An 18516-nucleotide genomic window follows, 5' to 3' on the forward strand; every position below is an offset into this window, starting at 1 on the left:
TGTGCAGCAGCGGCGATGCGTTTGCCATGCCTGCAGCCAAAGCCAGCCCCTGCGCGCTTATAGTCGGGCGATGCGCAACCCCCAGCCAGATTCCTTTCAAATCCGCCCTGCCACCGTGGGCGACGTCGACGCCATGTTCCAGGTGCGCCTGGCGGTCACGGAAAACAGCATGACCAGCGCAGAACTGGCCGCCGCCGGCATCACGCCCGCCTCCATTGCCGAGGCTATTCGCAGCGCCCCTTGCGCCTGGGTCGCCACCATCGATGGCGAGGTCGCCGGCTTTGCGATGGTGGACCTGCGCAGTGCCTGCCTGTTTGCACTGTTTGTGCGCAGCGGCTGCGAAGGCCGGGGTCTGGGCACCGCGCTGTGCCGGGCCGGCGAGCAGGCCTTGTTGGCGCAGCATGAAGCAGCCTGGCTGGAGACAGCCAAAGCCAGCCGCGCCGCGCGCCTCTACCGCCACCTGGGCTGGGGCGATGAGCGCGATGTGGGCGATGGCGATATCCGCCTGACCAAGCGGCGCGCCTGACGCTACGCAGCGCTGCACGCTGTCCGGCCTTCTGTTCTTACTTCTGCTACATTGCGCAGATGGCCCTGTGCACCACCCCCCGAATTATTCGCATCGTCATACCGACGGTGGGATAGCGCGCGGCCAGGTCACCATGCAACCCACCCTGGAGGTGGGTTTTCCGTCTCTGGGGTTTCCTCGAAGGAGACGGAATGAACACTAGCCAAGCGCCTGATACATTTGCCGATAGAGACCCAGATGCCGGCACCCTGCACCTGCTCTGCGGAAAGATCGCCTCCGGCAAGTCCACCCTGGCCCGGCAGCTCGCGGCGCAGCCCCGCACGGTACTGGTCAGCGAAGACGCCTGGCTCGCCCAGCTCTACCCGGATGCGCTGGTCTCGGTCCAGGACTACGTCCGATTGTCTGAACGACTGCGGGGCGCGATGCAGCCCCACATCGTGGCGCTGCTCCAGGCCGGCACCTCGGTGGTGCTGGATTTTCCATCGAACACCCCCGCCACCCGCGCCTGGGCGCGCCGCATTTTTGAGGCAGCCGGTGCCCCGCATGCGCTGCACTGGCTCCAGGTGCCCGAGGAGGAATGCAAGCGCCGCCTGCGGGTGCGCAATGCGTCTGGCGAGCATCCATTTGAAACCAGCGATGCGCAGTTTGAGCTGATCAGCCAGCACTTTGCAGCGCCTTCAGCGTCAGAAGGCTTTCAGCTGGTGCTGCACCGCTGATAGGCGCTGCCGGTGGCCAGAGCTTAAGAACGCTGCGGCAGATAGCTCGGCCGATCCGCCGTCATCCCGCGCTTGACTTGCTGCGTCAGGTCATCGGCCAGCACCTCGTCCAGCCCCGCTTCGAGCGCATCGAGCGTGCGGCTGACAATGTCGGCCGGGCTGGACTTGGGGGCATCCAGCCCCCGTGTCAGGTCGGTATCGACATAGGCCATGTGCAGGCCCAGCACCTGCGTCTTCTGGGCGGCCAGTTCGTAGCGCAGCGAATTGGTCAGCGACCAGGCGGCCGATTTGCTCGCCGAATAGGCGGCCAGTTCGCTGCCATTCACCCAGGAGGCAATCGACAAGACATTGAGCAAGCCACCACCGCCATTGGCCGCCAGCACCGGCGCAAAGGCCTTGCTCATGCGCAGCACCGCGAAGAAATTGGTCTCGAAGATGCGGCGAGCCACCGCTTCGCTGTCTTCGGCGAGAAAGCCTCCCGGCTGGGCGATGCCGGCGTTGTTGATCACCAGGGTCACATCGGGCGCCTGCGCCACGGCCGCCGCCACATCCTCGGGGTTATTGACATCCAGCCGCAGCGGATGCACCCCCGCTTGGGGGCTGATATTGGCGGGATCGCGTGAACCGGCGTAGACCTTGCGGGCACCGCGGGCGAGCAACTCGCGCACAAAGGCCTGGCCGATGCCACGGTTGGCACCTGAGACAAGAACGACAGCGTTAGCAATTTTCATGGGAATCTCCACGTTTACCGAGGTTGAAAGAGCGCTCACGGGCGCTTAATAACGACTTTGCCTTTGGCATGACCGGCCTCGACATAGGCCAGCGCTTCAGGGGTGCATTCGAAGGGAAAAACGCGATCCACCACCGGACGGACCGCGCCCGACTCGATCAGCGCGGCGATCTCGCGCAACTGCTCGCCACTGGCTTGCATGAAGAGGAACGAATAGCCCACACCCCGCTCCTTGGCTTTTGCGCGGATGCCTGCGCTCAGCCACCGCATCACCCACGTCAAAAGACGGGGTGCAGCGATCGCCTTGCCAAAGTCGGGATCGGGGGGGCCTGAGAGGGAGATGAGCTGTCCACCGCTGCGCAGCACGCGCAGCGATGCACCGAGCGCCTGCCGGGGCTGGCTGTGCAGCACCACGTCGTAGCCGTGCAGGACGTCTTCGAACTTCTGGGCTCTGTAGTCGATGACGGTATCCGCACCCAGGCCTTTGACGAACGCTGCATTGGCGGCACTGGCGGTGGTTGCCACTGTGGCGCCCAGGTGCTTGGCCAGCTGGATGGCGAAGCTGCCCACCCCGCCTGCGCCTGCCTGGATGAACACCTTCTGCCCAGGACGCAACGCCGCTTTGTCAACCAAGGCCTGCCATGCCGTCAAACCCACCAAGGGGATGGAAGCCGCTTCCTCCATCGTGATGCCTTGGGGCTTATGGGCCAACGATGCCTCTTTGACGGCAACCCACTGCGCAAAACCGCCGATGTGCAAATCATCGAGCCGCGCATAGACCGCATCGCCGCGCTTGAACTTCTGCACCCGGGATCCCACCTCGACCACCTCCCCAGCGATGTCGTGGCCCAGGATGAGTGGCAGGGGATAAGGCAGGATGCGCTTGAACTCACCGCTTCGGATCTTGGCGTCCAGCGGGTTGACGCCAGCGGCATGCACCTCCACCAGCACCTCATCCTCGCGCGGCTGCGTCTTGTCGACATGCGCCAACCGCAACCGGCTCTTTTTGCCATAGCGATCCAGCACAAACGCTTGCATGGTCTTATCTCGCATGATGTTCATCATATTAAAAATCAAAAAAAAGCAGCGCGCTGCTAGGCGCTGCTGCCGGGTGCGAGGTCTGCCGCCCGATCGGCGGGCAGCAGATGCTGAAGCGCCGCTTCGCGCAAGCTGTCCGACAGCGCCGCGTCGTCCACCGCGCGGGCCAGCAGCAGGCTGCCCACCATCGTGGACAAGGCCACCATAGCGCGCTCATGCGCTTGCGCCTGCCCCCAATCGGGCGATTGGCGGGCGATGAGATCCACCATGCCCTTGATGTGCTGGGTGGTCACGCGGCGCACTTCCGGCGCCTGGCGTGCGGTCTCGGACCCCAAGGCCACCAGCGGGCAGCCTTGCTCGGCATGCTGCACATGGGCTTTCGAGAGGTAAGCGCGCAGCACGGCATCCCAGGCCTGGTCAGGGGTTGCCTGGGTCGCAACCTCGGCCACCGCGGCAGCAGACTCTGCACACGCCAGCTGCGCAGCTTCTGCCAGCATTGCCTCGCGCGAGGCGAAATGCGCGTAGAAGGCCCCATGCGTCAGGCCCGCCTCTTTCATGATGTCGGCCACCCCCGTGCCGCCATAGCCGCTGCGGCGGATGGCGCGGGCAGCAACGGACACAATGCGCTCATGCGTCGCTTGCTTGGCGGCAGCCCGGGTGTTGGAAGTTTCATTTCGCATGATTCTCATCATACATAATTTTCAGACCCTGCGCATCGCAGGGTAAATGCCTCGCACCATTGGCGCAGCACCGGGCACACGGTCACCGTGGTTGGCCTTGCGCGCCCAGCCACTGGAAGACCTGCGCAACCATGTCCGAACGGGCGGGCCCAGACACGCCCGACAGCCACCAGGTGGTGCCCGGCAAGCGCGGGTAGCCTGGCAGCAGCTGCAGCCGCCCGCTTGCCACGCTCCCTTCCACCAACAGGCTGGGCAAGCAAGCGATGCCCTGCGCGGCTAGCACGGCATCGAGCACCAGCCGCGCATCGTCATACATGGCGCGCTTGCGGAACTGCGCCAGCGGCCCCAGGAAAAGCGGCGCCGTGGCTTCGGAAGTAAGGCTTTCTTCCAGGCACACCAGATCGGCATGCAGGTGTTGCTGCTCCTGCGGGATGCGGCCCAGCTTCTGGGCGATACCCGCATCGGCCACCAGCAGCCATTCGTCCTGCAGCAGAGGCCGCTCATCCAAGCCCGGCTGCAACAGCGGCCTGCGGCTGATGGCAATGTCCACATCGATCTCATCGACAAAGCGGGCGCTCTCGTCGGCCGACAGCACCAGGCTCAGCCCGGGCAGCAGCGCATGCAACGCGGGCAGCCGGGGCTGCAGCCAGCCGCGCAACAGCGGCGCGGGGCAGACCAGGGACACCAGGCCCGGATCGAGGTAGGTGCCAATGCGCTCCATGCCGCTGCGCAGCACGGTGAGCGAGCGCTGAACGCTGCGCAGCAGCACCTCGCCTGCGATGGTCAACTCCACACCGCGCCCCGCACGCCGAAACAGCGGCTGCATCAGCTGCGCTTCGAGCTGCTGCACCTGGTGGCTGATCGCAGACTGGGTCACATGCAGCTCATCGGCTGCGCGTGAAAAGCTGCCATGCCGGGCGGCGGCCTCAAACCCCATCAACAGCTTCAACGAAGGGATACGCGGCTCTGACATATGAGAGATATTAATGAATTAGCACAAATCTTATCATTTAATCTCATACCTAACGCGATCCACAATGCGACCTCGTCCGACTATTCGGCAACGCAACGGCTCCGAACAGGAGCCATTGGAAAAGTGATGAAGACAGGTCAAGATGTGATGCGCGATGGCGCGAACGACCCCATGGGAGCCACCACCATGCAACGACGACAATTTCTCTCGGCCGGCGCCACCTTGGTCGCCGGAAGCGCGGTGGGCATGCCAGCGCAGTCGGCGCCCGCTGCAGACCGCCAAGGGCGCATGCCCGATGAAGGCGAGCGCCATGCTGCCACCTGGATGGCCTTTGGTGCCAGTAACGCGATCTGGGGCCGGCGGCTGAAGGCGGGCGCACAGGCCAACCTGGCACTGATTGCCCAGACCATTGCCCAGATGGAGCCGGTGCAGATGCTGGTCAACGCCCAGGACTACGACCTGGCCGCGCGCCTGTGCGGCAGCAAGGTCAAGCTGCTGGTTCAAGACATCGATGACCTGTGGATGCGGGACACCGGCCCGGTATTTGTGAAGACGGCAGGCGGCGGTCTCGCCGGGGTGGATTTCAACTTCAATGGCTGGGGCCGCAAGCAATCCCACCGCCATGACGCCCTGGTCGCGGCCTTTGTGGCCGGTACGGCAGGGGTGCCCTTGCTGAAAAGCAGCCTGGTCCTGGAAGGCGGCGGCATTGAAGTGGATGGCCAGGGCACCGCCATCATCACCGAGAGCTGCGTGCTCAACGCCAACCGCAATCCCGGCGTCAGCAAGGCGCAGTGCGAGCAGGAATTACACCGGGTGCTGGGGATAGACAAGGTGATCTGGCTGCCCGGCATTGCCGGCCACGACATCACCGATGGCCACACCGACTTTTATGCCCGCTTCTGCGCGCCCGGGGTCGTGGTTGCCGGTGTTGACAACGACCGGTCCTCGCCAGAATATGCGGTCACCCAGCGCCACCTGGCCATCTTGCGCAAGGCGGCGGACGCGCGTGGCCGCCCCTTGCAGGTGCTGCGCATGCCGGGGCCTGACGAAGTCCGGCCGCAGTATGAGAGCAAGGATTTTGCGGCAGGCTATATCAACTTCTACGTCTGCAACGGCGCGGTGATCAGCGCGGAGTTTGGCGATACCCGCGCTGACCGCAACAGCCGCGCCCTCTTGCGCGAGCAGTTCCCGGGGCGCGAGATTGTGCAGCTCAATATCGATGCCATCGCGGCGGGCGGCGGCGGCATCCACTGCACCACGCAGCAGCAACCGGCCTGAGCGGAAACTGCGGCTCAGCAGGCCGCGGGGACAGGGTGACCCGTTACTGGGCAGCAGCGCACCGCCCAGGCTTTCTGTCACAGCGCCCGCATCGGCCAGTGAAGGGACAGCCGCAAAGAACTTCAGCGCCACATTCTCGCGGCGCTGTGGTGGCGTGCTGATGCCTTCCGCTATTTGATCCCTGCCCGCATAAAGCTCTGCACAAACTGGCGCTGGAACAGGATAAAGCCGACGAGCAGCGGCGCCGAGGTCATCAAGGTGGCGGCAGTGATGGTGGACCAGTCCACGCCCTGCTCCACGCTGGAGAACACCTGCAGCCCGACGGTGAGCGGGCGCGATTCCACGCTGTTGGTGATGATCAGCGGCCAGAGAAAGTTGTTCCAGTGAAAGCTCACGGAGACCAGCGCAAAGGCGGTGTAGACGGGCCGGGCCAGCGGCACATAGACACGCCAGAGAATCTGCAAGGTGCTGGCCCCTTCGACACGCGCGGCGTCGTCCAGCTCCTTGGGGATGCCCATGAAGGTCTGGCGCAGCAAAAAGATCGCAAAGGCCGAGGCAAAGTACGGCAGGCCAATCGCAAACAAGGTATCGACCAGGCCCAGCCGGGCCATGGTCTGGTAGTTCTCCACCAGCAGGATGTCGGGCATGATCATCAGCTGCACCAGCACCAGCGCGAAGGCGATGTTCTTGCCCCGGAACTGGTAGCGCGCAAAGGCAAAGGCCGCCAGGGTGGACAGCACCAGCTGCGCCGCCAAAATCATGGCCACCAGCAGGCTGGTGTTCAAAAAGTAGCGCGCAAAAGGCGCCGCGTCCCAGGCCTTGCGGAAGTTCTGCAAGGTCCAGGGCGCAGCCAGGTCAAAGCGGATCGCGTAGTCGCTGGGGTGGAAGGCCGTCCAGAACGCATAGGCCAGCGGCAGAATCCACAGCAGCGCCAGCAGCCAGGCGGCAACGGTGTCCAGCCAGGTGTGGCGGTAGATGACGGCAGGGGCTTGGCTGCGGCTCATTGGTAGTGCACCTTCTTGTCCAGCACAAAGAACTGGAACAGCGCCACGCTGGAGAGCACCACCACCAGCACCACGGTGATGGCCGCTGCATAGGCCGTATCCCAGAACTTGAAGCCCACCTCATACAGATGGTAGAGCAGCAAGGTGGTGGCATTGTCCGGCCCGCCCCGGGTCAGGATAAACACATGGTCGACCAGGCGGAAGGCATTGATCACCGCATTGACCAGCACAAACACCGTGGTCGGCATCAGCAGCGGCCACTGCACCCGGCGGAAAAAGTACCAGCGCGATGCGCCCTCAATGGCGGCGGCCTCCTTCAGGCTGGGGTTGAGCGTTTGCAGCGCAGCCAGGTAGAAGATCATGAAAAAGCCCGCTTCCTTCCACACTGCCACCAAGGTGATGGCCCCCAGCGCGGTCGAGGGGCTGCCCAGCCAGTTGTGCGAGGGCAGGCCCAGCGCGCCGGTGACCTGCTCCAGCAGGCCGTACTGCGGCGTATAGAAGAACAACCAGATATTGGCCACCGCAATCATCGGCAGCACCGTGGGCGTGAAATACGCCATGCGCACAAAGGTGCGGCCTGCGATGCGCTCGTTCACCCAGACCGCCATCAAGAGCGCCAGGCCGATGGACGCGGGAATCGTGGCCGCCGCAAACCACAGATTGTTGCGCACCGCCTGCCAGAACACCGGGTCATCGGCCATCGCCTGGTAATTCTCGACACCCACCCACACCGCCGCACGCGCGCCCTTGGGGGTGGAATAAAAACTGTCGATGAAGGTGGCTACGGCCGGCCAATGGGTGAATGCCACCAGCAGCACCAGCGCAGGCAGCAGCAGCAACCAGGCGTGGATGCTGCGCTGGCCGCTGCCGGCAATGGACGAGGAAGAGGCGCTCATGCGTTGGGTTCTCTCAACCGGGCTGGGGCCTTGCCCCAGCCCTGGCCCGGCATGGTCTGCAAGCAGGCCACGCCGGGTACGGCTTTACTGGTAGCTGCGCAGGATGCGGTCCGCTTCCTTCTGCGCATCCTTCATCGCCTGCGCCGAGGTCTTGGTGCCGTTCAGCGCGGCCTGCACGGCATCGTTCAGCACCTTGGTCACGCGCTGGTTGTCATGCGTGGAGAACTCGGCCACCGAGACGGGCAGCTGGTCGCGGGCCACCAGCGCCTGCGGGAAATCCTGGCCGTACTGCTTCAGGATCGGCGTGTCATAGGCGGCAGGCGATACGGCCACATAGCCGCTGTCCATGCTCCACTGCGCAGCGCGCTCGGGCTGGGTCACCCACTTGGCAAATTCGAAGGCGGCCTGCTGCTGCTCTTTGGGTGCCTTCTTGAAGATGTAGAAATTGCCGCCACCGGTGGGCGAGCCCCCCTTGCGCACATGGCCGGCAATCTGGCCGACCCCGAAATCAAACTTGGCGTTGGCCTTGATATTGGTCAGGTTGCCGGTGGTGGTGACGATGATCGCGGCCTTCTTTTCCATGAAGTCCTTGGGCGTCGTGCCCCACTCGACCACGCCCTTGGGGTGCAGGCCTTCCTTGGCCAGGTTGACCCAGAAGTCCAGCGCCTCAATCACCTTGGGGTTGTCGAAATTCACCTTGGTGCCTGCCTCGTTGGCCAGCAGCACATCGTTGGGGGTGGTCAGGGTCTGCAGCATCCAGTAGGCAAAGCCGGTCGACGGGATCTGAATGCCGTACTGGGTCACATTGCCGCTGGCGTCTTTCTTGGTGAGCTTCTTGGCCGCCTCGCTCAGCTCCTTCCAGGTGGCGGGCGCCTTGTTCGGGTCCAGGCCGGCTTCCTTGAAGGCGTCCTTGTTGTAGTACATCACCACTGTGGAGCGCTGGAAAGGCACGCCCCAGGTCTTGCCACCCGTCTGGCTGTTGGCCATGAAGGCGGGGTAGAAGCCCTTGAGCCAGGCCTTGTCGGCATCGGTCTTGGCAAAGTCGTCGATCGGCACGATCGCGTCTTCGTCGATCAGCGTGAACATGTCGGTCGACAGCAGCACCGAAGTGGCCGGCGCCTTGCCCGCCTTGTTGGCGGTGAGCGCCTTGACGATGGTCTCCTGGTAGGTGCCCGCATAGATCGGCGTGATCTTGTACTGCGGATGCGCCTTGTTGAAGTCATTCGCATAGCCGTCGATCACCTTGGTGATCGGGCCGCCCACAGCCACAGGGTAGTAGAACGGCACTTCCAGCGGATCGGCGGCATGCGCGAGGCCCGCACCCAGGCCCAGCATGGCGACGGCCGATACGGCAAGGGTCTTCAAAAAGATATTGCGTTGCACGGAATCACTCCTCGGGTTATGCGCCTGCCTGCAGGCGCTGCACAAACAGTTCAGTCAAAGAAAAAGGGCTTGCATCAGGCCATGCGCCGACCATCGGCATCGAAGAAATGCATGTCTTCCGCGCGCCAGGCCAGGCGCAGCGCCTGGCCCACGGCCACTGCCTGCTGGCCGGGTGCGCGCACGGTGATCTGCTCGCTGCCAATCGCGCAGCGCAGCACCATATCGGCGCCCAGGTATTCCGTGCCGATGACTTGCGCATCCACGCCCTCAGCCCCCAGGCAATGCAGCGCCTCGGGTCGCAGACCCAGCAATGCCGCGCCAGCTGGCACCGGTAGCTGCACCTGGCTGCCGGCAATGGCGCCTTCGCTGAGCCGCAGCAAGTTCATCGCCGGTGTGCCAATAAAGCGCGCCGCAAAGGTGCTGGCCGGACGCGCATACATCTCGCGCGGGGTCGCACATTGCTCGACCCGGCCCTGGTGCAGCAGCACCACCTGGTCGGCCATGCTCATCGCTTCGGTCTGGTCATGGGTGACATAGACCACCGTGAGCCCCAGGCGCTGCTGCAGCTCGCGCAGCTCGGCTCGCATCTCCTGGCGCAGCTGCGCGTCCAGGTTCGACAGCGGCTCATCCATCAGGCAGACATGGGCCTGGGCTACCAGCGCCCGGCCCAGCGCCACGCGCTGCTGCTGGCCGCCCGAGAGCTGGCCTGGCTTGCGCTCCAGCAGCTGCGACAGGCCCAGCAGCTCGGCTGCATCCTTCAAACGTTTGTCGGCCTCGGCCTTGGGCACCTTGCGCACTGCCAGGCCAAAGCTGATGTTCTCGGCCACCGACAGATGCGGAAACAGCGCATAGTTCTGGAACACCATCGCAATGCCGCGCTGTGCTGGCGGCAGCTGCGTCACATCGCGCCCCCCAATCAGCACCTGGCCGGCGCTGGCGGTCTCCAGCCCTGCAATGATGCGCAGGGTCGTCGATTTGCCGCAGCCCGAGGGGCCCAGCAGCACGCAAAAGCTGCCCGGCGCGATCTGCAGATCGACCGCATGCAGCGCCGTGGTGCTGCCCCAGGATTTGGCAACCTGCCGTAACTCAATGCTTGACATCGCGCCAGTGTATGAAAGCACGGTGACAATTTGTTTACAAGCTTTCCCTTAGCTGACAAGGCGCTCCAGGGGCGGCGGGTCTATCCACCCCCGAGATTTGCTTACAACCATGACAGATGCTGCGGTGCAGCAGTGGTCGGCGCTCCCTGGGCTTACAGCCAGCGCGCAATCCCGGCCGCCAGCAGGCTCAGCACCACGGTCGTCGCAATCGGCAGCCACAGGGTTCTGCCAAACAGCCGAATCTCGAAATCCCCCGGCAGCCGCCCCAGCCCCAGTTTGCGCAGCAGCGCGGCAAAGCCGTTGAGCAGCAGCAGCGCGAGGAAAATGACAATCAGCCAGCGGATCATCGCAGCGCCTCCGGCAGGTGAATGGGTCGCGAAGCCATCATGCGGCGCAGTAGACCTGCTCGCCGGCAATCCAGGTGGCTTGCACGCGCAGGCTGCCAATATCGGCAACCGGCACGGTGAAGATATCGCGGTCCAGCACCGCAAAGCTGGCCTCAAAGCCGGGGGCGATCTGGCCCAGTTGGCCCTCAAACGGCGACAGGCTGGCCGCGCGTGCGGTGTAGAGCAGCAGGGCCTGGGGCACCGTCAGCGCCTGGCTGTCCACAATCGGGGCGCCGTTGTAGGCGCGGCGCTGCACGGCAGCCTGGATGGAGACAAAGACATTGTCCGGATCGGCCCAGGTGGTGGCCGGCGCGTCGGACGACAGCGCCACATGGTCGATCTCGTCATAAAAGGTCTTGAGCGCGTAGGACTGGTCAAACTCGGAATCGACCAGGTTCTCGGTATACGCCTCGTACTCGGCAAACATAAAGATGATCTGCGTGGCCACGCCCCACTGCATCGGCATCGCATTCATCTGCGCAATCTGCGCGGGCTTGAGCAAGGTGGCGTGCTCCAAGCGCACCGAAGGCACGCCCGCAGGCAGCCAGGGCTTTTTATCGGCAAAGAAGTCAATCACCAGCTGCAGGGCCGCATCGCCCATCGCATGCACCGCCATTTGCGCGCCATTGGCCACTGACCATGCATAGGCCTGCGCCAGCGCCGCGCTGCTGAGCAAGGACATGCCAAACAGGCTGCCCGTGTGCTTGTAGGCGCAGCTGCACCAGGCCGTCTTGCCAGAGATGGAGCCATCGGCAAACAGCTTGATACCGGCAATCTTGATGCGGCCCTCCTTTTGCGCGGCCTGCAGCCCCGCCAACAAGTCGCCCTTGCAGGGCTCCCAGGAGAAATACAGCGCTGCCTGCTGCTTGAAGCCGGCCTGGGCGGCATCGCGGTAGACATCGAGGTGGTGGAAAGGCTGGGTGAAGGCCATCATGTCGGTCACCGCGACAATGCCGCGCTCGCTAAAGCGCTGCGAGGTGCGCGCGAGGCTCCCCAACGCCTGCGCGTAGTCCAGCACCGCCTTGGCGCGCTGCACCACACTGTTGGCGGCCAGCTCGGTCAGCACGCCATTGGGCGAGCCATCGGCATCGCGGCCAAAGTGGCCGCCGATGGGGTCGGGCGTATCCTTGCCAATGCCCGCCAGCGCCAGCGCGCGGCTGTTGCAAATGCCCGAATGGCAGTCGGAGCGGCCCACATAGACCGGCTGCGTGGTCGATACCAGATCCAGGTCATGGCGCGTGGGCGTGCGCCCTTCCTTCAGCTTGGACTCGTCATAGCCCCAGCCCTCAATCCAGTCGTTGGGCCCCAGCCCCGCCTTGGGGTGGCTCTTCAACGCCGCAATCAGCCCCGGAATGTCTTCAACCAGCGGCACCGTGCAAGGCACTGCATCGACGATCTGCGACAAAAAGGTGGGATGCGTATGCACATCAATAAAGCCCGGCACCACTGTGCGCCCCTGCAAATCCACCTGCTGGTCGGCCGCCGGCTGCGACGCATCGCCCACATGCCCCACCCAGGCAATCTTGCCGTCTGCGACCACAAAAGCCGAGGCGAAATCGCTCTCGCTGCGACCGGTAAAAACATGGGCGTTGGTGAACAGACAAGAAGGCATGACAGAGGCTGCAAAAAGCAAAGGCGGCAAAGAAGCCGCCATTGTCGGCGATTGCAGGAACCACCCAAAGAACCTAACGCGCTGGCTGTTCAAAACAGCCACCCATGCAGCGAGCGCAGCGTCCGAACCACCACCACCAATGGCGAGATGGGCGCGTAGGCGCAACGTCGGGGGCGCAGACAATACGCCTGTATGGCAAGCCCCCGCAACAAAGCCTACGCGCCCATATCGCCACCCCAGTACAAAGACTGCCAACGCTACCAACCAAGTCAAAGACGCCAGGGCGAGGAATGAACCCACCGCGTCGCAGTTCATAACAAGCAATCAGGCAGCAAGCGCAGCGCCTGAACCGCCAACATCCATGGCGAGATGGGCGCGTAGGCGCGGCGTCGGGGGCGCAGACAATACGCCTGTATGGCAAGCCCCCGCAACAAAGCCTACGCGCCCATATCGCCACCCCAATACGAAGACTGCCAGCGCCCCAGCCAAAGTCAGCAGCGCCAGAGCATTCACCCCCCAGCGCATAACCAGACAAGACACAAAAAGAAAAAGCCACCCGAAGGTGGCCACAAAAAACTTACACCGGATCCGTATGCCCTGGTGCCCGGTTCAAGAGTTGCGTTCGCTTGTCTGCGCTGAGGGACAGATAGCGCTCGTACTGGCGCAGGATGTCGGCGATGAGCTCCTCGCTGCGCAAGTACTGCACGTCATAGCCCGAGCGCCCATCTTCGAAGAAAGTCACCGGCTCATACATATAGCGGCGCGCGTTGCTGCCGGCGCTCTCGCGCACGGTGAACGTGGGCATGGTGCGGCGCACGGCGCGCACGCCGTAGACAAAGTCGCGCAGCTGCTCGACCGGCACGACCAGGCGTGCTTCGCTGTCGGCATCGCCCTCCAGGCTGTCTTGCACATGCGCCTGCAAGCCCCGCTTTTGCATTTCTGCAGCCACCTCGTTCATCGCAGGCAGCACGGTGGTGCTGAGGAAGCGCTGCACATCGTCCTTGTGCGGCTGGTGCACGATCTGCTCGAGGCGCTTGCGCCAGTGCTGGCCGCTCCAGAAGTTGGTGGCGGGCGCCAGGTCGGGCGAGTAATGGGCCAGGTCGGCCACCATGCCGCGCCACAGCCCCACGCACAGCACCAGCATGATGAAGGCCACCGGCAAGGCGGTCACCAGGGTCACCGCCTGCAGGGCGCCCAGGCCGCCGGCGAGCAGCAGCACGATGGAGGTCAGGCCCAGCAGCACGCACCAGAACAGGCGCTGCCAGACGGGCGACTCGTGGTTGCCGCGCGAAGCGATGGAGTTGACCACCAGCGCGCCCGAGTCCGCCGAGGTGATGAAGAACACGCCAATCAGCAGCACCGCCAGCCACGAGACCGGCTTGACCCAGGGCAGGTACTCGAAGAAGCGGAACAGCAAGGCGTCCACATTGGTGGCAGTCTGCGCCAGTGCAGCAGCGGCCACATGGCTGTCGGTCCAGATCGCGCTGTTGCCAAAGGCCGTCATCCACAGCAGGTTGAACGCGGTGGGCACCAGCAGCACGCCGATGACGAACTCGCGCACCGTGCGGCCGCGCGAGATGCGCGCGATGAACAGGCCGACAAAGGGCGACCAGCTCACCCACCAGGCCCAGTACAGAATCGTCCAGCCACCAAACCAGCCCTCCTCGCGCGACGGCGCATAGGCGAAGGTGCGCAGCGACATTCCCACCAGGCCCTGCAGGTAGTTGCCGATGTTCTCGCTCAAGGCCTTGAAGATATGCGCGGTGGGGCCGGCGATGATGACAAAGCTCAGCAGCAGCACCGACAGGAGCATGTTGAATTCGCTCAGTCGCCGCACGCCCTTGTCCACGCCCAGCAGCGCAGACAGGCTGGCCAGGGTCACCACCACGACGATGACGGCCACCAGGAACCCGGAGGTCTCGGTTTCCCAGCCGGTCAAGGTGTGGATGCCGGCGGCGATCTGGCGCGCGCCATAGCCCAAGGTGGTGGCAATACCGGCAATGGTGCCCACCAGCGCAAACGCATCGACGCCGTGGCCAATGGGCCCGTTGATGCGCTCGCGCAGCAGCGGATACAGGCCCGAGCGCATCGTCAGCGGCAGGTTGTAGCGAAAGCCGAAATAGGCCAGCACCAGGCCCATGGTGCCGTAGACCGCCCAGGCATGAAAGCCCCAGTGGAAGAACGTGGCCTCCATCGCCTCGCGCGCGGCGGCGGGCGTGCCCGGCTCCTGTGTGGCCGGGTTGAGGAAATGCTGCAGCGGCTCGCCCACGCCAAAGTACATCAGGCCAATGCCCATGCCGGCGGCAAACAGCATCGATGACCAGGAGACAAAGCTGAACTCGGGCTTGGCGTCATCGGGCCCCAGGCGGATATCGCCATAGCGGCTGGCCGCCAGCACCACCAAAAACAGCAAGAAGGCGCTCAGCGCCATCACATAGAACCAGTCAAAACTGGCCACCACCCAGCGCTGCGCGCCAGAGAACAGGCGGTCTGCGGCATCGGGCGCCAGCACGCACACGAGCAGCAGGACGCCGAGCACCAGCAGTGCAGGCACCACCACCGGCAGCGACATGGTCGAGCGCTGGCTGGCCTGCGGCGCCTGCGCAGCCGGCTCCGGGGCCGCGGCGTCGGCCTCGGGCGACACCGCAGTATCTGAAGAAGAATTGGTCATAGGTACACCCCTGTTGGGAGCACGCCCCGTCTGTCACAGGCGAGCCGCAGCAGCCCGCCGGCCCCCAATGGGCACGATCAGGCACCGCAAAACCTATCAGTATGCAATAAATGATTGCAAAAATGCTATGCCCAACATCCAGCAATCTTTAACAATCGCCAATGTCCTACATTTCCAGCGCTGCCGGCGCGCGGCCGTTTGTTGGAGGGCGGCCACAGCAGCCGCATCGCACAAGCCGCGTCAGCGCTGCACACCCCAGCGCTTGACGGTGACCCTCTCCAACGGGTGAAAGCCCAGGTTCTCGACCAAGAGGCCAATGATGATCACCAGGGCCAGCCCGGCAAACACCTGGTCGGTATAGAGCTCGTTGCGGCTTTGGAAGATGTACCAGCCCAGGCCCCCCTTGCCCGACGAGGCGCCAAACACCAGCTCGGCGGCAATCAGGGTGCGCCAGGCAAAGGCCCAGCCAATCTTCAGGCCCGACAGGATGGACGGCAGCGCCGCAGGAACCAGGATTTGCAGCACATAGCGCGCGCCGCGCAGGCCGTAGTTGCGGCCGGCCATGCGCAAGGTCTCGGGCACGCCCTGAAAACCGGCATAGGTGGCCAGCGCCAGCGGCCAGAGCACCGAATGCACCAGCACCGCCAGCAAACTGGCCTGCCCCAGGCCCAGCCACAGCAAGGCCAGGGGCAACAGCGCAATTGCAGGCAGAGGGTTGAACATGCTGGTCAAGGTGGTCAGCACATCGCGCCCCCACTGGCTCGATACCGCCAGCAGCGTCAGCAGCAAGGCCCCGGCCACGCCCAGCAGATAGCCTTGCAGCAAGATGCCCAACGATATCGCCGCCTTGCCCAGCAGCGCGCCATTGCCCAGCTCGCGCAGCAAGGTCGCAGCCGTCTGGCTGAAGGTGGGCAGGAGCAGGTCGTTGTTCTGCCAGCGCGCTGCCAGCTCCCACAGGGTGGCCAGCACCACCAGAATGATGGCCTTGCGCAAGGCCGGATGCTGGAGCAAGCGTTTGGCCAGCGGCAAGCGGCGCACCGCCAGGTGTGCCGGGGCATCGGGCAGCGAGTATTCGGCCTCGGGCCGCAGCGGTGGCAGGGCCTTGGCAGCGCCAGGCCAGGCCGTCAGGGGGGTGGATGCCATAGCGGGTCTCGTTTCTCGTATCAGGCCACGCGGCGCAAGCCAGTGGTTGCGCTGCTGTCCAGGCTAGCGGCGGTGGGCGCGCCAGCACGGTCTTCGTCAAACAGTAGCCGGTGGATGCGCTGGTGCGCGGCCTCGAACTCGGCGCTGCCGCCGCTCGCCAGGCCAAAGGCATGGGCGTTGATCTCGGCCCGCAAGCGCCCGGGGTGGGGCGAGAGAATGGCCACGCGGCTGCCCACGACCAGCGCCTCCTCGATCGAATGGGTGACAAAGACCAGCGTGAAGCGCAGCTCGTCCCACAGCGCCAGCAGCTCTTCCTGCATGCGCCGGCGTGTCAGCGCATCGAGGGCCGCAAAGGGCTCGTCCATCAGCAGCACCTGCGGGTGCATGGCCAGCGCACGGGCAATGGCCACGCGCTGCTTCATGCCACCTGATAGCTGGTGCGGGTGCACATCGGCAAAGCGGCTCAGCCCCACCTTGTCCAGGTAGAGGTCGGCGCGCTCGCGCGCCTCGGCCTTGCTGCAGCGGCGCGAGGCCAGCAGCGGGAACATCACGTTCTCACGCACCGTCTTCCAAGGCGGCAGCTGGTCAAACTCCTGGAACACCATCACCCGGTCTGGCCCGGGGCCCTCGACCGGTTGGCCAGCCAGGCGGATCGCCCCTTCGCTGACCGGCACAAAACCGGCCATGGCCTTGAGCAGGGTTGATTTGCCGCAGCCAGACGCCCCCAGCAGCACAAAGCGCTCGGCCGCATGCACCTGCAGGCTGACCTGGTGGGTGGCACGCAGCACGCGCTCGTTGGTCACATAGTCGATGCTGACCTGGTCGACTTCCAGCAAGGCGCCGCCCGCCTGCGCAGCCTGGCTGTGCAAGGTCTGGCTGGGTGCCGCTGATGGGATGGGGTGGGCACGGCTGACCAGGCGGTCGGCCAGCTCGGCCTCGGCCAGGCTGGCATAGGGCTCGGCAGCGCTGCGCAGCCAACTGCCGCGCGACAGCGCAACATCACCCTCCTGCGCAAAAACGTGGGGCCAGCGCATCTCAGCTCCCCCCGGAGATGCGCGGGTCGTCAAAGAAATAGTCGCGCACCGATTCGGGCTTGGTCTTGATCACCCCCACCCGCTGCAGGAACTGGCCCAGGCCCACGGTGTTCTGCGGCTGGATCGTGAACTGCACCTGCGGGTTCTTGATGATCTGCAGGATCAGGTTGCGATCGACCTTGCCGCCGCCACCGCTCTTCAAAAAAATATCGGCCGCCTGCTCGGGGTTGGCCTGCACGAAGCGGGCCGATTCATCGAGCGCATCGAGGAAGGCCCGGTAGGTCTTGGGGCTTTCCTGGCGGAACTTCTCGGTGGCGTAGAGCACGGTGGACGAGGCCGGCCCACCCAGCACCTCATAGCTGTTGAGCACAATGCGCGCATTGGGGTTGCCAGCCAGCTCCACCTCCTGGAACGGCGGGTTGCCAAAGTGCGCGGTAATCTCGGTGCCGCCCTTGAGGATGGCCGCTGCCGCATCGGGGTGCGGCAAGGCCACCTGCAGCTTGTCAAGCCGCTGGTAGTGCTGCTCGCCCCAGAGCTTGGCCGAGGCATACTGCAGCACGCGCGACTGCACCGAGACGCCGACGGCCGGCGTGGCAATGCGGTCCTTGTCGCTGAAGTCGGCAATCGTCTTGACCTGCGGGTTGTTGCTGACCAGGTAGTAGGGGAAGTTGCCCAGCGACGCCACGCCCTTGACGTTCTGCTTGCCCTTGGTGCGGTCCCAGAGCGTAAAGAGCGGCGCAACGCCGGCGCCGCCAATATCGACATTGCCCGAGAGCAGCGCATCGTTGACCGCCGGGCCGCCGGAGAACTGCAGGTAGCTGACCTTGATGTCCACCCCCTGGGCCTTGCCCTGCTTTTCGATGAACTGCTGGTCCTGCGCCACATTGAGCAGCAGATAGACGATGCCGTACTGCTGCGCAATGCGCAGCTGGCCTTCGGCCGCCTGCGCGCCGCCTAAAGCCACGCCCCAGAGCGCAGCGGTGGCGGCCAGCACGGCTGCCGCATGCTTGCTGGCAGAGCCGAGGCTGGCGCCATGGGCGGCGGCAGCGGGACGACTGGAAGATGTGGTGGACTGTTTGCCGGGCGGCTGGCTGCGCAGCGCCCAAGGATTGCGGATGTTCATAGTGCGTCAAGAGGTATGGCTGGAATCGTTTGGCCGCAGCGCAGCACCACCGCGCTGTGGGAGCGGGTGGGCAGGCACTGGTGATGGGCGTCAATCGCCGTTGTCAGGAGCGGGCAGCGCCGCCGCAATGGCGGGCGCTGGCGATCAACAACAGGCGGCGGCCAGGCGCAGCGACAGCAGAAACAGCGGTTGGTGGCGTTGCGGGCCGGGCAGCCCGGTCGCG

Annotated in this window: 17 protein-coding genes; 3 read left to right on the forward strand and 14 right to left on the reverse strand. The window is 64.7% G+C overall.

Annotated elements, in window-relative coordinates; all coding sequences use genetic code 11:
• Positions 1–115 precede the first annotated feature (115 nt).
• Positions 116–526, forward strand: a complete 411-nt coding sequence (locus ACPEE1_RS20560) for a GNAT family N-acetyltransferase (RefSeq protein WP_243419373.1) — start codon at positions 116–118, stop codon at positions 524–526.
• A gap of 191 nt (positions 527–717) precedes the next feature.
• The gene (locus tag ACPEE1_RS20565) at positions 718–1242 is read left to right on the forward strand and encodes an AAA family ATPase (protein WP_423934714.1); all 525 of its coding nucleotides are present in this window, start codon (positions 718–720) and stop codon (positions 1240–1242) included.
• Positions 1243–1265: 23 nt separating this feature from the next.
• Here ACPEE1_RS20565 and ACPEE1_RS20570 read toward each other — a convergent pair whose 3' ends face one another.
• The 4 genes from ACPEE1_RS20570 to ACPEE1_RS20585 all read right to left on the reverse strand — a co-directional run bounded on the left by ACPEE1_RS20570 (position 1266) and on the right by ACPEE1_RS20585 (position 4663).
• Positions 1266–1973, reverse strand: coding sequence for an SDR family oxidoreductase (locus ACPEE1_RS20570; protein ID WP_116926654.1), 708 nt, complete (start codon positions 1971–1973; stop codon positions 1266–1268).
• A gap of 35 nt (positions 1974–2008) precedes the next feature.
• Positions 2009–3010: an NADP-dependent oxidoreductase gene (locus ACPEE1_RS20575; protein ID WP_116926719.1), complete on the reverse strand. Its 1002-nt coding sequence runs from the start codon at positions 3008–3010 to the stop codon at positions 2009–2011.
• A gap of 56 nt (positions 3011–3066) precedes the next feature.
• Positions 3067–3702, reverse strand: coding sequence for a TetR/AcrR family transcriptional regulator (locus ACPEE1_RS20580; protein ID WP_423934716.1), 636 nt, complete (start codon positions 3700–3702; stop codon positions 3067–3069).
• A gap of 70 nt (positions 3703–3772) precedes the next feature.
• Positions 3773–4663 carry a LysR family transcriptional regulator gene (locus ACPEE1_RS20585; RefSeq protein WP_116926656.1) on the reverse strand — a complete coding sequence of 297 codons (891 nt, stop codon included), beginning with the start codon at positions 4661–4663 and terminating at the stop codon, positions 3773–3775.
• A gap of 126 nt (positions 4664–4789) precedes the next feature.
• On the opposite strand from ACPEE1_RS20585, the gene ACPEE1_RS20590 reads away from it, so the two are divergent.
• Positions 4790–5941: an agmatine deiminase family protein gene (locus ACPEE1_RS20590; protein WP_423934717.1), complete on the forward strand. Its 1152-nt coding sequence runs from the start codon at positions 4790–4792 to the stop codon at positions 5939–5941.
• A 170-nt stretch (positions 5942–6111) separates the two neighbouring features.
• On the opposite strand, the gene ACPEE1_RS20595 is transcribed toward ACPEE1_RS20590, so the two are convergent.
• The 10 genes from ACPEE1_RS20595 to ACPEE1_RS20640 all read right to left on the reverse strand — a co-directional run bounded on the left by ACPEE1_RS20595 (position 6112) and on the right by ACPEE1_RS20640 (position 18293).
• On the reverse strand, positions 6112–6945 hold the full coding sequence (locus tag ACPEE1_RS20595) for a carbohydrate ABC transporter permease (RefSeq protein WP_116926657.1): 834 nt from the start codon (positions 6943–6945) through the stop codon (positions 6112–6114).
• Entirely contained in the window at positions 6942–7841 is a 900-nt protein-coding gene (locus ACPEE1_RS20600; protein ID WP_116926658.1) for a carbohydrate ABC transporter permease, read from the reverse strand. The genes ACPEE1_RS20595 and ACPEE1_RS20600 overlap by 4 nt, the downstream gene beginning before the upstream one ends.
• A gap of 84 nt (positions 7842–7925) precedes the next feature.
• The gene (locus ACPEE1_RS20605; protein ID WP_116926659.1) at positions 7926–9224 is read right to left on the reverse strand and encodes an ABC transporter substrate-binding protein; all 1299 of its coding nucleotides are present in this window, start codon (positions 9222–9224) and stop codon (positions 7926–7928) included.
• Positions 9225–9298: 74 nt separating this feature from the next.
• Positions 9299–10324: an ABC transporter ATP-binding protein gene (locus ACPEE1_RS20610; RefSeq protein WP_116926660.1), complete on the reverse strand. Its 1026-nt coding sequence runs from the start codon at positions 10322–10324 to the stop codon at positions 9299–9301.
• A gap of 152 nt (positions 10325–10476) precedes the next feature.
• Positions 10477–10671, reverse strand: coding sequence for a DUF2905 family protein (locus ACPEE1_RS20615; RefSeq protein WP_021028510.1), 195 nt, complete (start codon positions 10669–10671; stop codon positions 10477–10479).
• Between the two features lie 37 nt (positions 10672–10708).
• Complete coding sequence (locus tag ACPEE1_RS20620; RefSeq protein WP_423934720.1) at positions 10709–12322, reverse strand: amidohydrolase; 1614 nt, start codon at positions 12320–12322, stop codon at positions 10709–10711.
• 577 nt (positions 12323–12899) lie between these two features.
• On the reverse strand, positions 12900–14993 hold the full coding sequence (locus ACPEE1_RS20625; RefSeq protein WP_423934722.1) for a BCCT family transporter: 2094 nt from the start codon (positions 14991–14993) through the stop codon (positions 12900–12902).
• A 240-nt stretch (positions 14994–15233) separates the two neighbouring features.
• Complete coding sequence (locus ACPEE1_RS20630; protein ID WP_182344868.1) at positions 15234–16136, reverse strand: ABC transporter permease; 903 nt, start codon at positions 16134–16136, stop codon at positions 15234–15236.
• A 20-nt stretch (positions 16137–16156) separates the two neighbouring features.
• Complete coding sequence (locus tag ACPEE1_RS20635; protein WP_116926664.1) at positions 16157–17170, reverse strand: ABC transporter ATP-binding protein; 1014 nt, start codon at positions 17168–17170, stop codon at positions 16157–16159.
• A 1-nt stretch (position 17171) separates the two neighbouring features.
• A complete protein-coding gene (locus ACPEE1_RS20640) occupies positions 17172–18293 on the reverse strand; it encodes an ABC transporter substrate-binding protein (RefSeq protein ID WP_116926665.1) in 1122 nt (373 codons plus the stop codon).
• Positions 18294–18516: the final 223 nt, after the last annotated feature.

This window comes from Comamonas sp. 23 (assembly GCF_049601575.1).
Classification (GTDB): Bacteria; Pseudomonadota; Gammaproteobacteria; order Burkholderiales; family Burkholderiaceae_C; genus Comamonas; species Comamonas squillarum.

Coding starts and splice junctions, on each gene's coding strand:
- ACPEE1_RS20595 (WP_116926657.1), bottom strand. CDS start 6,945: ATGAGCCGCAGCCAAGCCCCTGCCGTCATCTACCGCCACACCTGGCTG.
- ACPEE1_RS20580 (WP_423934716.1), bottom strand. CDS start 3,702: ATGATGAGAATCATGCGAAATGAAACTTCCAACACCCGGGCTGCCGCC.
- ACPEE1_RS20600 (WP_116926658.1), bottom strand. CDS start 7,841: ATGAGCGCCTCTTCCTCGTCCATTGCCGGCAGCGGCCAGCGCAGCATC.
- ACPEE1_RS20615 (WP_021028510.1), bottom strand. CDS start 10,671: ATGATCCGCTGGCTGATTGTCATTTTCCTCGCGCTGCTGCTGCTCAAC.
- ACPEE1_RS20590 (WP_423934717.1), top strand. CDS start 4,790: ATGAAGACAGGTCAAGATGTGATGCGCGATGGCGCGAACGACCCCATG.
- ACPEE1_RS20570 (WP_116926654.1), bottom strand. CDS start 1,973: ATGAAAATTGCTAACGCTGTCGTTCTTGTCTCAGGTGCCAACCGTGGC.
- ACPEE1_RS20565 (WP_423934714.1), top strand. CDS start 718: ATGAACACTAGCCAAGCGCCTGATACATTTGCCGATAGAGACCCAGAT.
- ACPEE1_RS20640 (WP_116926665.1), bottom strand. CDS start 18,293: ATGAACATCCGCAATCCTTGGGCGCTGCGCAGCCAGCCGCCCGGCAAA.
- ACPEE1_RS20610 (WP_116926660.1), bottom strand. CDS start 10,324: ATGTCAAGCATTGAGTTACGGCAGGTTGCCAAATCCTGGGGCAGCACC.
- ACPEE1_RS20575 (WP_116926719.1), bottom strand. CDS start 3,010: ATGCAAGCGTTTGTGCTGGATCGCTATGGCAAAAAGAGCCGGTTGCGG.
- ACPEE1_RS20635 (WP_116926664.1), bottom strand. CDS start 17,170: ATGCGCTGGCCCCACGTTTTTGCGCAGGAGGGTGATGTTGCGCTGTCG.
- ACPEE1_RS20630 (WP_182344868.1), bottom strand. CDS start 16,136: ATGGCATCCACCCCCCTGACGGCCTGGCCTGGCGCTGCCAAGGCCCTG.
- ACPEE1_RS20625 (WP_423934722.1), bottom strand. CDS start 14,993: ATGACCAATTCTTCTTCAGATACTGCGGTGTCGCCCGAGGCCGACGCC.
- ACPEE1_RS20585 (WP_116926656.1), bottom strand. CDS start 4,663: ATGTCAGAGCCGCGTATCCCTTCGTTGAAGCTGTTGATGGGGTTTGAG.
- ACPEE1_RS20620 (WP_423934720.1), bottom strand. CDS start 12,322: ATGCCTTCTTGTCTGTTCACCAACGCCCATGTTTTTACCGGTCGCAGC.